The organism is Nostoc sp., from assembly GCF_036917935.1.
Taxonomy (GTDB): Bacteria; Cyanobacteriota; Cyanobacteriia; order Cyanobacteriales; family Nostocaceae; genus Nostoc.
The window spans coordinates 181,896-195,880 of record NZ_JBALEL010000037.1 but is presented as its reverse complement, the minus strand read 5'-3'; the positions used below and the strand labels follow the sequence as shown (position 1 = coordinate 195,880).

Genomic DNA, 13,985 nt, shown 5'->3' with positions numbered 1-13,985 from the left:
CAAATTGAAAAACATTCTGGGGAATGGGGAGTGGGGAGCAGGGGAGAATAACCAATGCCCGATGCCCAATGTCCTACTTTGTAGTCGGCTTGAGAGCTAACAACATCTCTAATTCACTGGTGGATTTATTGGGGCTAGTGGCGGTAAAACCAATACCACGAATGGAATTCAGGATGGTGATGGTATCGGCGTTAGATGATACAAAACTATTGATCAGGGGCACAGTTTTAGTTTTATCCATATCCAGGTATAAATAGCCACCGTTGGGCTTTTGCAAAGAACCAGTCACGGCTTTGAAAGCGTCGCTAGTGTCAAGAGATGGATTCTTGCCATTGCTGATTGCCTCAGCAACTGGGCCACCAACAGCGACAAATAGAGTATCTTGATCTAGCCAACCATGTGCCAATAAAGCTCCTTGTCGGGGAATTTGCCATTCAGTTACGTCTTTACCACCGATATTTCTGTTGGCGACGTTGATGTGTTGAGTTTTGGCAAGGGTGTCCAATTTTGTTAAGGTGGCTTCGGCGGTTTTGCGATCGCTAGTATCAAATACTAAAGCACCTCCAAAACCAACACTCGCTAATATCCCTTGATTTGATGGAATCGCACCAAAGGCGAATTCCCCATTCATCCAGCCAAAAATATCCTTATCTAGGTCTATATTGACAAATTTCAGTTGTCCTCGCGCTTGTTCCAGAGCTTGCTTCATTTCTGGATAATCTTTTGACTGTTCTACTAGTACTTCCCAACCACGGCTGATGCCATTTCCGCTAATCAGAGCAAAGGTATCAGCAGGAAATTGCCCGACTATATTTCCAGGACTTGATTGATACTGAAATTTATTTAATTGCGGATCTAAGTTAGCGATCGCTTTTACCCGCACTCCCGCATCATCAACACCAACACCCGCTACCACAGATTTTATCTGCTTCAGTTGCGTCAGGGTTTGTGGGGGTAACTGCTTTGCCTGCGGACTTCCGGCTGTTAATTGCTGTACCATCCCGGCATAATCTGGTACATAAATTTGGGCGAGGCTGTTTTTGACATCCACTCCTTTCAGAATGCTGCTGGCACCTTCTTTACTGGCAAAAGAAGACTGTCCTTTAAATGTGTCAATTGCTTTTTCTACAGCTTGTTTTTCGGGGGCTAATACCAACTGACTATTATTTAAAACTACGCTATACGTCGGCTTGCCATTTTGTGTAGTTTCGATAATTTTTTGACCTTGATAGTCAGATTCCTGTAATTTCACCCCTTTTTGTGACTTCAATTTGTTAGCAAAATTCAAGGCACTGAGTTTGTCTTTGATTCCCACCACTATCAGTATATTCGGTTTCTGCTGTAAATTTGTTGGTATATTAGGTGCCCCAGAGGGCACGTTTAACTGTGCCTGTTTCACCGGATTTGGTGGCAGTACAGCAATCATGACACCGCCAGCCCAAGGCTTTATGTCTTTTTCATAAGAAACGTTACTGTCACTAAACATTTGCTTATTGAAATCTTCCAGACCTTTTGCCACTAACTTTTGTGCTTCTGGAGTGCCAAACTGCTGTAACTTTGCCCAAGCTTCAGAATCAGTAGTAATATAAGTTGCCATCAATGCTGTTGAAGGTACTACTTTAGCACTGCCTAGAGCATCTGAACTACCTCCTGATGGGCCTTTAAAATACGTATAAGCCGCTATACTTCCTACTACAACAACTACAGCAGCACCAACAGCAGGAATGAGAAATTTTGATTTACTTTCAGGCATTTTGTTATCCTCTTTTGCTCAGATTGTCACCGAGATTTATACAAGTGTCACTGTAGAGTTTTCGGATTTAATTATAATTTCCGCTAATCTATCGCCACTGGATTTTAGACTAACCCATGACAAATGGATTCAGCAGCACGCTCGTTGACAAGCCATACACTTAAAAATATGAAAAAAGGGGGAAGAGGAAAGGAAACATTAGACCTCTTGCAAAAGTCCATAACACCCCACCCCCAACCCCTCCCCGCTCTTCGGGAGGGGAGCGTTTGCTTTACTCAAATGCGGGGTGGGGTTCTTTATTTTTGATTTATGCAAGAGGTCTAATGGTGAGATGTTAAGGCTATAGAGCTTTTGCTAATAAGTAATAGTACTTAAGATTATGCTGAGAGTCGGGCTAATCAACAGAATTTTTGTAAATATTACTTAACTGTCTTAACATCCCTCACTGATAGCGCAGCGGTAGCGAGTCCGTGAGCGTCTTGATTCTGACTTCTGAATTCTTCTTCAATACCAAATCTATCTCCTGCTTGCTGAAAATTGTTGCTTAAGACATGCATCATTTAACGCCGACGCGAAAGTCCCCACCGTCAATGTACTCATCGGGTGGGGATGAATAGTGGGAAATTGCGAAAACCTCTCAACAGATTCTGAACTGTGTTCAGACAGGACAGAGAAGATTTGAGCAATTTCCAATTATTTTATTCGCGCTTCTTGGGATTGAATATACTGTTTCACTTTTTCAATCGGTGCGCCACCAGTTGAGGCAACATAGTAAGAGCTAGACCAGACACAAATATTCTCAGCTAAATGTCATATCCCAATCAGCAAATATCCAACTTAAAGGTGATTGTTCACCAAAAATGGTGTTTGTATAAATGAAAGATATAGCAATCCTATCTGATTTGTGAAAATCACAAGGCTTAGATCCCGGACTTATCTTAAGAAGTAGGGGATATGATTGTTTACAAATGATTTAGGATTGCGATCGCAGTTGGATCTCGCAGTCCATCTATGCAGCAACCAAGCTAGCGATCGCCGATTTGTTAAAGGAGTTAAGAAGATTTAGCAAGTGCAACGTTAATCTACAAGCCTTCCCTCTATCGACCTTTACGGGGACTTGCCAGTACGAGAGTTTTTACGGAGACAGAACCCGGTTATTCTACTCTTAGACAACTGGTATCTTGTATTTAGTCTCAACTTCAGTTGGTATTTACTGATAAAATTAGTAATCCGACAAATTAACGGTCTAAAATTACTCTCAAAAGTACTTCAACCAGATGAGGAGCGAATCTGCAAATGATATTCTGTTCATCTTAAACGAAATAGCGTGTTCAACAGCAGCAAGCTATCCTAAGTTATAAAAATAATTAGGAGTATTTGTACTTAATGAGAATTCATCGAGGTACAAGAGACTCTTGACTTAATGACAAAAAAGTGCAAAACATCAGTAAAAGTAAGTACGGGAGGAATATGGAAAAAAATCCCAGGATCGGCTGCCGACCTTCGGAAGTTCGAGTGAGATTAATTTCAATCCCTCAATCCCAAAGGGGAGTTCTCACCTCCATAATCCCCTGTTGATTTGGGAAATACATCAGATACCGCTATTTTTCTTAACTACATCCAGCCAAGCCAGACTTTTCAGGATTACAAGGTCAGTAAGCATCAATGTTGCAGTCTTATTTTGATACAGATAATAACGGACACAAACCTTTTGAGTTACCGGGAGCAAGACCACACTACAACCCCGATCGCCCCGGACAGGTAGAGCATATTTTTCTCGATCTCAGCTTGGATATTCCCAAGCAAAGCTATCAGGGCAGTTGTAGCATTCGCCTCTTGCCAATCCGTAATGGTATTGCTCGTTTGACTTTGGATGCTATGAACCTAAATATCGAGTCTGTGCAGGTGGACGAAGTGCCACAAAATTTTGACTATGACGGTGAACAGCTTTCCATCCAACTTTCTGAGGTAACTCAGATTGGTAAACGCTTGCTGATTGCGATCGCTTACTCAGTGGCAAAACCGCAACGCGGTATTTACTTTATTCAACCAGATAAGCACTACCCAAACAAGCCTACTCAAGTTTGGACTCAGGGCGAAGATGAAGACTCTCGCTTTTGGTTCCCCTGCTTTGACTATCCAGGACAACTCTCTACTTCGGAAATTCGTGTCCGTGTTTCCAACCCTCTCGTGGCGATTTCCAACGGCGAATTAATTGACACTACAGAAGATGGTGATTATAAAATCTATCATTGGTCACAGCAACAAGTTCATCCTACCTACTTGATGACTTTAGCAGTAGGTGATTTTGCTGAAATTCGGGATGATTGGAGGGGTAAACAAGTCACCTACTATGTAGAAAAGGGACGGGAGAAAGATGCTAAACGCAGCATGGAAAAAACTCCCCGGATGATCGAATTTTTGAGCCAAAAGTATGGTTATCCATACCCTTTTCCGAAATACGCCCAAGTTTGCGTCGATGACTTCATCTTTGGCGGCATGGAAAACACATCCACAACACTGCTAACAGATAGATGTTTGCTGGATGAACGCGCCGCCTTAGATAACCGCAACACCGAAGCTTTAGTCGTTCACGAACTCGCGCACCAGTGGTTTGGTGATTTGGTGGTGATTAAGCATTGGTCTCATGCTTGGATTAAAGAAGGGATGGCTTCTTACTCTGAGGTGATGTGGACAGAACAAGAATATAGTCTCCAAGAAGCAGCTTACTATCGTTTATTGGAAGCTCGTCGTTACTTAAGTGAAGATAGCAGCCGTTATCGCCGGCCGATGGTAACGCACATTTACCGAGAAGCTATTGAACTTTACGATCGCCACATCTACGAAAAAGGATCTTGTGTCTATCACATGATTCGGGGCCAATTGGGAGATGAATTATTTTGGCAAGCTATCCAAACATTTGTCCAAGATAATGCCCATAAAACTGTCGAAACAATAGACTTACTCAGGGCGATTGAAAAAGCTACCGGACGTAATCTTTTGTTCCTGTTTGACCAATACGTTTATCGTGGTGGTCATCCCGATTTTAAAGTAGCTTACTCTTGGGATGGGGATGCTAATTTAGCAAAAATTACGGTAACTCAAACCCAAGCTGCTGAAGGTAAAGATGGCAGTAAAGATTTGTTTGATTTAAAAATACCTATTGGTTTTGGCTATACGCAACAGGAAGAAGTGAGAAGTGAGGAGTTAGGAGTGAGGAGTAATGAAAAACTCAGCACTCCGCACGGGCTAAACCCTAGCTATCCGCTAACAGCACTCAAAACTTTCACTGTCCGGGTGAATGAACGTGAACAAAGCTTCTACTTTCCCCTAGAAAATAAGCCCCAATTTATCAGCTTTGATGTGGGAAATAATTACCTAAAAACAGTAGCTTTGGAGTATCCAATAGCGGAGTTAAAAGCACAGTTAGAATTTGATCCTGACCCGATTTCACGTATTCATGCAGCAACAGCTTTGGCGAAAAAAGGCGGGTTAGAGGCTACCATTGCACTGTCTACGTCGCTAAAAAATGACCCATTGTGGGGTGTGCGTGTGGAAGCGGCGAAAGAACTAGCCCAGATTAATTTAGATCAAGCCTTTGATGGCTTAGTTGCTGGGTTAAAAGATAAAAATGCTTATGTGCGACGATCTGTAGTGGAAGCACTAGCTGAAATCAAAACTGCTGAAAGCTATAAAGTTGTGAGAGGACTGTTGCAAAAAGGCGATCCCAGTTACTACGTGGAAGCAGCAGCTTCTCGTGTGATTGGGGCGATCTCTGCGAGGGGCTTCGCCTACGCATCGGCAAACTTGGAAGAAAAACCCAAAGAAGACAAGGTATTAAAGCTGCTGAAATCCGTCTTAGAAGAGAAGGCGGGTTGGAATGAAGTCGTGCGGAGTGGAGCAGTTGCCGGTTTAGCTGAATTCAAAACTTCGGAAACAGCTTTAAATCTACTGATCGAATACACTAAACTCGGTGTACCACAACCCTTACGTTTATCCACAATTCGCGCTTTAGGAAAGATTTCTGTCGGTCAAAGTCCGGCTAATTTAGAACGGATTTTAGAAAAATTAACAGAACTCGCCAAAGAAACCTTCTTTTTAACGCAAGTAGCCGTAGCCGCAGCATTAGGACAAATGGAAACACCCAAAGCCGTGGGGATTTTGCGATCGCTAGCTGAACAAACAGCTGATGGGCGTGTGCGTCGCTCTGCTGAAGAAGAAATTTCCAAGGTGCAAAAGAACATTGGTTCCGAAAAAAACCTGCGTCAATTGCGTGAAGATTTTGACCAACTCAAACAAGAAAACCAGAAATTGAGAAGCCGTTTAGAAAACTTGGAGGCTAAATCTAAATAGCACTACACGATCATTAAAAGTAGCTAATTGGTAATTGGTAATTGTGGCAAAACCACTACCAATTACCAAATTTATAGCAGTCATAAATAATCATTCTGTTATGAGTCGTAGGTTGATTCTTCCACCTAACGATACAATTCTTCCTGCAACAAACTGAACAGATAGATGGGCAGTTTATAGATTGCTGAGTTTTATCAACTTCATTATAGACGAGTGTTTTAGAAGACGATCATCGCCAAAGTATTCAGGCAAAGCTAAATAAGTGGCTAAGACAGTCTGAATTTTAAAATGATTAAAACTAAGACAGTAATAGTACTACTGTTTCATATAACTCTTGGTAAATAAATTTACTTAAATATCGGATTTAATTCAAATTTTCATACATCAGACACAGGTAAATATTTATATTTTTATAAATAATGGTTAAGAAAAGATAAAATCATCTAAAAGTTGGATAAGTAGTTGTAGTTTTATAAAGTATAATTAAGAAAAAGATAAACAAATCTAGGCAGTAACAGACGCTAAAATCGCCTCGAACACTACCCCCAAAAGGTAGAGTTCTAGTTGTTTTAGATAAAAGACTACCGCTATCCTGAACTTACAACTAACTTGTGAGTCAGAAGAAAAACAATCACTGTAAATTTTTCAGTTGAAGAGGCAAAAAAAGGCGTGGGTCAGTATCAACCTACTCAGCTACAACTCTATAATCCAGATGCGATCGCTCGCTACTATAGTTACCGTCCCTGGCTAGCCTGGGGGCGACTCCTGAGAATTATCTCCTCTTTTGCAGGATTTATACTCAATCTCAAGTGGGACGAATGGCAAGATAAAATTGAGCAGAACAAGGGTAAACGAGCTATCCAGTTGCGAGAACTGCTCACCTGCCTCGGCCCGACTTTTATTAAAGTTGGTCAAGCCCTCTCTACTAGGCCAGACCTGATACGCAAAGATTTCTTAGAAGAACTAATAAAGTTACAAGACCAGTTACCACCTTTCGATAATGCGATCGCTTACCAGATTATCGAAACTGAACTAGACCGCCCAATTCACGAAAGTTTTAGCGAACTCTCACCTAACCCAGTAGCTGCTGCTAGCTTGGGTCAAGTATACCGGGGTCGTTTGATCAGCGGTGAAGAAGTCGCCGTGAAGGTGCAACGCCCCAACTTACACCCGGTAATTACACGCGACTTATATCTGATGCGTTGGGCAGCAGGTTGGCTAGCTCCTTGGTTGCCTTTAAATCTTGGTCATGACCTAACTTTAATTGTGGACGAGTTTGGCACAAAGTTATTTGAAGAAATTGACTATATTAATGAAGGCCGCAACGCCGAAAAATTTGCCAGCAACTTCCGCAACCACCCGCAAGTAAAAGTTCCAGGTATTTACTGGCGCTACACCAATACCCACGTTTTAACCCTGGAATGGATTGACGGCTTCAAGCTGACGGATACTCAACGCATCCGCGAAGCAGGTGTAGACCCAGAAGCGATCATCGAAATTGGCGTTACATCAGGATTGCAACAGCTTTTAGAATATGGCTTCTTCCATGCTGACCCTCATCCCGGCAATTTGTTTGCTGTGCCCGATGGTCGTATGGCTTATATTGACTTTGGCATGATGGATCAGTTGGAAGAAAGCACCAAAGAAACGCTGGTAGATGCGCTAGTGCATTTGGTGAATAAAGACTATACCGACTTAGCCGAAGACTTTGTAAAATTAGGGTTTCTGACTCCAGATACGAATATTTGTCCGATAGTGCCAGCATTAGAAGCGGTGCTAGGAAACGCGATTGGCAAAAATGTCAAGGATTTTAACTTTAAAACTATTACCGATGAATTTTCGGAACTGATGTATGAATATCCTTTCCGAGTCCCGGCAAAGTTTGCTTTGATTATTCGTTCCTTGGTGACTCAGGAAGGTATTGCCCTTAGCCTTAACCCCGATTTCAAAATTGTGGAAGTGGGTTATCCCTATATAGCACGGCGGTTGCTGACAGGGGAATCGCCGGAATTACGGCGACGATTATTGAATGTGTTGTTCAAAGATGGTAAATTTCAGTGGCAGCGGTTAGAGAATTTAATTGCGATCGCTCGTAGCGATGGCAACTTTGATGTATTGCCCACAGCCCAGATGGGGTTCCAATACTTAATGTCAGAAGAAGGCAAGTTTCTGCGCCGACAGCTGGTACTTGCTCTCACTGAAGATGACCGCCTCCACACCGAAGATGTCCAACGGGTGTGGAACCTGGTTAAAGATGACTTAAAACCGGATCGTTTATTAAATGTAGCGATCGGCATTTTAACAGATTTATCCAGAGAAGGCGCCGCTGCTATCCTCCCAAAAGCTATATCACTTGGGTCTTTTGCTGGGAACCAGTCAACAAATAAAAAGTAAAAAATCTTTAATATAAATTGGAGTTTTCATGTACTATTTTCCTCTGCAACCGCCTTATTTTCTCTTACTTGTTGGCTTTTTGACAGCATTAACATCTGGTTTGGCATTATCTGGTACTTTGAAAGTAATTGTCCAGAAATGGCCAAGCGAACGTACAGAGAATACTAAACCGCGTTCCTCACTGAAACAATTACTTGTACCATTTATCGGCATAACTGGCGGTACTTGTCTATTTCTCTCTTCAGGCTTAGAGATATTTGGCTTTCCCTCCTCTTTAGCTTTAGGAGTCGGTTTACCAATTAGTCTGTTTACTTGTTTATTGGTTTGGTTACAGTTGGGAAGTATGATGACCTTTATAGAACGCGAAGGTATGCAATCTTTAGATTTAGATTCTTTTTCTTAAAAGAAAGTCGGGAATTCAAAAGTCACCGCCGGCAATGATGTTCTACTAAAAATGAGAGCATTAGCTAGTGGTGAATGCTTATTTATTGTAAGTCCCTAAATCCCAGATTTAATTGCGTTAAGATTACATCCAAATACTGAAAGTTGCATCCGCAGTATATCTGCTAAAGAGGTAACAACTATGACTCTAGGTAGAATCGACTTGGTTAGGATTTTTATAAAGATTTTTATTTAATTAGAAGGAGCGTAAAAAGCTATGACTCAAGACGAAAAAGAATTTTGTTTTTGTACTTTAGCGTGTGGTGAGAACTATCGCGATTTGGCATTGTTATTAGCAAAAGATATCGAAAAATATTCGCCTAACAGTTCTTTTGTTATTTTAACTGATTCTCCTAGCGACTTTAGCCAACAGCCTAACGTTTTAGCATTTAAGCATAGGCAACAAAGTGTTAAGTTTTATCATGACAAAAGGTTTGCCATAGCCAAGGGTTTATCTCTATTTAATTCATGCATATTCATTGATGCAGATATGCGAATATTGGCGCCAGTTCCACAAGTTCTGAAATGGATTTCAAAACCAGGAATAACGGCAAGGGGTTGCGAAAACATGCCTAAAAAGTATGCTAAGGTTCTAGCTGGCAATCCTGATGCCAAACTTTTAAAAGAGTTTAAAGTGGCTAAAAAGGCTGCTTCAAAGTTAAATCTAGAACTAGAAAATGAACATATTAACTTTGTTTATGAATATTTATTTGCAGTTACAAAAGACTCTGGCAAGGAAATAGAATTTCTTAAACAGTGGGAAATTATCGCATCTTATTGTGAGTTAAATGGACTGTATGACTCTGAAGGAAATGCAATAGGTTTAGCCGCTGCTAAAGCAGGTTTACCTGTTAGATGGAGTGCAATGGAGGGTATCTCTTTCTTTAAGAATAGAATCGAGTTTGTCAGAATCAAAAAGGGAGAATCGAAAATGGAGGATATGGCAATATATTTTGAGCAACAAACAAAGCTAGAATACCCCAAACGTTTCATTTGGCAGAGAACTATACTTAAACTTAATAAAATTATTAAGTATTTATATAATTTCCTGCGTTTAAGAATTGTAACTTTGAAAGACTTTGATTTTTATTACCGATAAGTGGGCAATATATAAGCTACAAACTAAACAACTTTCAAGTCGAAATTCTACTTCATTATTTAGTAGTTCTATCCTTGAAATTACGATAGTTAAGCTTAATATTGTTGACTTTTTGATTTAAAAAACTTGTAGTAGTCTTTTGCAGGCGTATTAGTGGACTCTGACGCTTAAAGCTTTTCGGTCTTTGTTCTGGTGACTTTAAATACCTATAATGTAAAAACACATCTCGATATGGAATATTAACATCTTCACCAGCGCAAAGTTGAGTAAAGTTTGATGAACTTATACTCATATAGTGCAGATATGTCAGCCGCCGTCCTTGGTCGTAGATGATATTATCTACTACATCAAATTGAGAACTCCAGTGATTACCAGTTGCCTGTTCGCAGTCATAAAAAGCAAAGTTATAATAGGAAATTCCACTTCTCAACACCATGTAGTTAAATAAAGATTGGTCAGGTGCTAAGAAAGCCATGACATCAGCTTCGCCCGCTGCTAATTTGTCAAGCATATCGGCTCTCATAGCTGGAGAAAAAATATTTTTCTTAGTTGCAAACCAACCAGCACAAAATACTTGAGATTGCAAGTTATCTAAGTTGAAAACTTGCTGTATCAGTTCTGGTGAGCCATCAAAAATAAATTTTAAGTCAGACTTATACTGAAAATCATTGACTACCCAATCGTAGTTATCTAATTTTTCATATACATAATCTATGGGCCCCATTAACAAGGTATCTGCATCAAAATAAATAAATCTATCAAAGGGGCCATCGATAGCACAAAATTTGCGGTGCATTGGTAACTCATAGAGTTCTGGAAAACCCCACTCTCGCCAAGTTTTTTGGGATCTCGGGTAATTTTTCCATATCTGGGTAGCAAAGTTATCCCAGTAAGCTATGGAATCAGAATCTTCAAATAAGCTGACATTATTTCTAGATACAATCTCTGCTTTTACCTTGTCTAACCGATCATTGTATGGAAGTATACAAATAGGAATTTTCCTACCAGCATTAGCTTCTATACTGTTGAGCAACGCAACTAATTGGTCATAGACAACATCATTGGCTAGGATATAAATACCATCAATCATTGGGATACTCCTAATATTAAGTACGGGCAGAAACAAAGGGAAATAAACGGCGAGTCAGTTTTGGAATGAAGGCAAATTTACCTTCATGGAGATAGCGATAATGTTCCCACAATTGCCAATAGGGACTACCAGTTTTCATCCGCGTACCAGCCCAGTGGAGATATTTTAGTCGTTGTCCTCGGTCGTAGAGGGCGTAGTCTTGCTGTTGGAAATTTTGCGAACCTGCCCAACTACCAGGCCCTCCCCCAGGAATTTTGACGAGATTTCCACGTTTAGAAATTAGCTTGAGAACAAGATAATTTAAAATTGGTTGGTCTGTAACTCCTTCCGAAAAATCGAAATATTCCCGATGGATTGCACACTCGCGCAAAGCTTCATCCATTTGTTGTTCGGTAATAACTCCTTTTCTCGAAGCCCAAAAGCCACTGTTGAAAACATCTTGAAGTTGGGCATCGGAAAAAATTTGCTGCTCTTTCACAAATGGGGAAAAGATATTTCGCAGCTTGTCATTAGCATGATGGTAATCACAACAGAAGAAATCGACTTCTGAAAGTTTGTCTAAATTGTCGGCAATTTTTTCAAAAACGACAATATCCGTATCAATATAAATAAATTCATCTAAAGGCCCAAACCACGCCACCAGTTTACGCATTTTGTTGGGTAAGGCGAGGAAATCTCGATCAAAAATTTCTCCGATGCGTTTGGTAAATGTATCAATAAGTTCTAAATCTGGGAAAATTTGGACGTTGTGTAAGGTAGCAAGCTGTTCTGCTACCTTGTGATAATTTTCATTAAAAGGTATGAGATAAACGGTAACTTCTGGGTCATAGTAACGAATGCTATTGAGTAAAGCAATAGCATTATCGATAACGTGGTCATTGGCAACTATATAAATACCCCTACTCATAAATTATCCTTGGTTAATTAACTTAAGTTTTTGCAAAGCTCTTGTAAGTAAATTTGCGACTGGAGCGTCATTATAACTCTTAGGAGGATTTTTAAAGACTGGACGCTTTTCTGGTTCATGTAAGTAACGATAATAGAGAAACAAATCTCGATAGGGAAACTCAATATTTTCTCCGGCACAGACTGCTTGATTGATATTAGGAGGAATCCCAATGTAATGGAGATAAGTTAGTCGATTACCTTTATCATAAAGAAGATGTTCTCGTTCCTCGAAGTGTTTAGAGTTAGCAGAACATCCTGTTTTTTCATTATCTGGCAGTTGGCGAGCAAAGTTATAAATAGAAAGATTAGACCTCATGACCATATAGTTGATCAGTGGTTGTTCGCCAGCACCGCCATACAAAATTTCTGACTCACCATTTTGTAAATGTGATATTAGCCAATCTCTTTTTTCTGAGTTAAATATACCCCGTTTAGCGCCATAAAAGCCTGAACAAAATATTTCGGAATCAATGCGTTTTTGCTCAAAAACTTTTAGTAATTTGGGAGAATTAACATTATATATTTTGCTAACGTCTTTAAATTGGAAATCGTAGACAGCAAAATCATAACTATCTAGCTTGTCAAACACTGCTGCGAGTGAGTTCATCACCAAGGTGTCTGCATCTAAATAGATAAACTTATCGAATGGCCCATCAAAAGCGCAAAAACGACGGTGAGCGCCATAAAGACGGGATTTACTCCGATTCAATCGTTCTGGTGCTGCTGTGAGCATAAATTGATCCCAGCGGTTGATTGATTCTTGCTCATCGTAAATAAATACATTAGGGCGTTTAGCTATTTCATCAGCAATTCGTTGTGTCCGATCGTCGAAAGGATAGATACAAACAGGAGTTTCTGGCCCTAAGATAACATCAATACTGTTGAGCAAAGCCACCAGTTGATCGAAGACATAATCATTGCCAAGGGTACAAATACCATTCATAATTTATGAGTGTTGATCAACAAAGTTTGACAACCAGTTAAGCAGGTTTAATTTGTGTAAGATGATTTGACGTGCTTCTGCGATCGCATCTTTGGCAGCATACCAAGCATCAGGTGTAGCTGTCACTTCTTGGATGTAGGCAATGCCTTTTTCATCTAAACTAGGCAACCGCAAAAAACTACCCGGTGGCAATAATTTATCAGCAGCCGGCCCACCATAGTAAATTGGCAGACACCAAGCAAGCAAACTATCCCAAAGTTTTTCACTGACGTACCAATTATTCTCAGCATAGTTTTCAATTGCCAGATTGTAATAGTATGGTGCCATCCCGTACCACTTATTACCTAGTTCTCCCGACTTATTGGCCCATTGTGGTAAGTTCCGCCCATATAAATCAAACTTAATACCGCTAGATTGTAGTGACTGCAAAAAGTCTAAACGCTGGCGATGGTTGACTGTGCGGCTAATTCCTGAAGTAATCCAACTACATGGGGCAACCTTTTGAGGCGGTGGCATTTCATTTAAATCTTGAAATGAATTTGAGTGATACCAAATAGCAGGCATATAGTCAGGAGTGGGAGCAAAATCATCGGGCCCAGAAACGTAGCCGCAATACTTCTGGGCTTGTTGATAATTATGATTAGTTGTTTCGACAACTTCATCTAAAGGTGGTTCTCTTAACAAATAAATAATCCGCTCCTGGTTGACATCACGCAGTAGAGATTCAACATTTACTACTGATTTTTCCTGCCGTTTGCGAAAAATATCTAACCAAGATTTTTGCAGCGATGCTTGGGGAAAATCAAATTGATACATTAGTAGAAAGTCTGGTTTTGCTGCTAATGTCTGCATTTGTATATTGCCCCAAGTTCCAAATTGATTCGGGGTTTGTTGCCATAGCCAATCAGCCCTGGTTTCTAAACCTCGATAGCTGCTAATCATACCTACAGTTTTCATAGTCATT

General features: G+C 40.3%; 10 protein-coding genes. 4 read left to right on the top strand and 6 right to left on the bottom strand.

Annotated elements, in window-relative coordinates; genetic code table 11:
- Positions 1-73: 73 nt before the first annotated feature.
- Positions 74-1,753 (bottom strand): DUF3352 domain-containing protein, encoded by a 1,680-nt coding sequence (locus tag V7K62_RS15940; RefSeq protein ID WP_334865531.1) that lies wholly within the window; start codon positions 1,751-1,753, stop codon positions 74-76.
- Between the two features lie 693 nt (positions 1,754-2,446).
- Positions 2,447-2,548, bottom strand: coding sequence for a transposase (locus V7K62_RS15935; protein ID WP_334866019.1), 102 nt, complete (start codon positions 2,546-2,548; stop codon positions 2,447-2,449).
- 870 nt (positions 2,549-3,418) lie between these two features.
- Between V7K62_RS15935 and V7K62_RS15930 the strand changes: the two genes are divergently transcribed.
- The 4 genes from V7K62_RS15930 (at position 3,419) to V7K62_RS15915 (ending at position 10,040) form a co-directional block, all read left to right on the top strand.
- On the top strand, positions 3,419-6,106 hold the full coding sequence (locus tag V7K62_RS15930) for a M1 family metallopeptidase (protein ID WP_334865529.1): 2,688 nt from the start codon (positions 3,419-3,421) through the stop codon (positions 6,104-6,106).
- A gap of 669 nt (positions 6,107-6,775) precedes the next feature.
- Positions 6,776-8,500 carry an ABC1 kinase family protein gene (locus V7K62_RS15925; RefSeq protein WP_334865527.1) on the top strand — a complete coding sequence of 575 codons (1,725 nt, stop codon included), beginning with the start codon at positions 6,776-6,778 and terminating at the stop codon, positions 8,498-8,500.
- 28 nt (positions 8,501-8,528) lie between these two features.
- Positions 8,529-8,903, top strand: coding sequence for a hypothetical protein (locus tag V7K62_RS15920; protein ID WP_292822832.1), 375 nt, complete (start codon positions 8,529-8,531; stop codon positions 8,901-8,903).
- 255 nt (positions 8,904-9,158) lie between these two features.
- The gene (locus V7K62_RS15915) at positions 9,159-10,040 is read left to right on the top strand and encodes a hypothetical protein (protein ID WP_334865523.1); all 882 of its coding nucleotides are present in this window, start codon (positions 9,159-9,161) and stop codon (positions 10,038-10,040) included.
- 55 nt (positions 10,041-10,095) lie between these two features.
- On the opposite strand, the gene V7K62_RS15910 is transcribed toward V7K62_RS15915, so the two are convergent.
- Genes V7K62_RS15910 through V7K62_RS15895 form a run of 4 tightly spaced genes read right to left on the bottom strand, consistent with a single transcriptional unit; the run spans position 10,096 to position 13,984 of the window.
- On the bottom strand, positions 10,096-11,130 hold the full coding sequence (locus V7K62_RS15910; RefSeq protein WP_334865521.1) for an Npun_R2821/Npun_R2822 family protein: 1,035 nt from the start codon (positions 11,128-11,130) through the stop codon (positions 10,096-10,098).
- A 16-nt stretch (positions 11,131-11,146) separates the two neighbouring features.
- Positions 11,147-12,037, bottom strand: coding sequence for an Npun_R2821/Npun_R2822 family protein (locus V7K62_RS15905; protein ID WP_334865519.1), 891 nt, complete (start codon positions 12,035-12,037; stop codon positions 11,147-11,149).
- Between the two features lie 3 nt (positions 12,038-12,040).
- Positions 12,041-13,021: an Npun_R2821/Npun_R2822 family protein gene (locus V7K62_RS15900; RefSeq protein WP_334865517.1), complete on the bottom strand. Its 981-nt coding sequence runs from the start codon at positions 13,019-13,021 to the stop codon at positions 12,041-12,043.
- A gap of 3 nt (positions 13,022-13,024) precedes the next feature.
- A complete protein-coding gene (locus tag V7K62_RS15895; protein ID WP_334865515.1) occupies positions 13,025-13,984 on the bottom strand; it encodes a glycosyltransferase family 10 domain-containing protein in 960 nt (319 codons plus the stop codon).
- Position 13,985 lies beyond the last annotated feature (1 nt).

Excerpts from the sequence above, each read along its gene's own strand:
- V7K62_RS15940 (WP_334865531.1), bottom strand. The coding sequence starts at position 1,753 with ATGCCTGAAAGTAAATCAAAATTTCTCATTCCTGCTGTTGGTGCTGCT.
- V7K62_RS15930 (WP_334865529.1), top strand. The coding sequence starts at position 3,419 with ATGTTGCAGTCTTATTTTGATACAGATAATAACGGACACAAACCTTTT.
- V7K62_RS15920 (WP_292822832.1), top strand. The coding sequence starts at position 8,529 with ATGTACTATTTTCCTCTGCAACCGCCTTATTTTCTCTTACTTGTTGGC.
- V7K62_RS15915 (WP_334865523.1), top strand. The coding sequence starts at position 9,159 with ATGACTCAAGACGAAAAAGAATTTTGTTTTTGTACTTTAGCGTGTGGT.
- V7K62_RS15910 (WP_334865521.1), bottom strand. The coding sequence starts at position 11,130 with ATGATTGATGGTATTTATATCCTAGCCAATGATGTTGTCTATGACCAA.
- V7K62_RS15905 (WP_334865519.1), bottom strand. The coding sequence starts at position 12,037 with ATGAGTAGGGGTATTTATATAGTTGCCAATGACCACGTTATCGATAAT.
- V7K62_RS15900 (WP_334865517.1), bottom strand. The coding sequence starts at position 13,021 with ATGAATGGTATTTGTACCCTTGGCAATGATTATGTCTTCGATCAACTG.
- V7K62_RS15895 (WP_334865515.1), bottom strand. The coding sequence starts at position 13,984 with ATGACTATGAAAACTGTAGGTATGATTAGCAGCTATCGAGGTTTAGAA.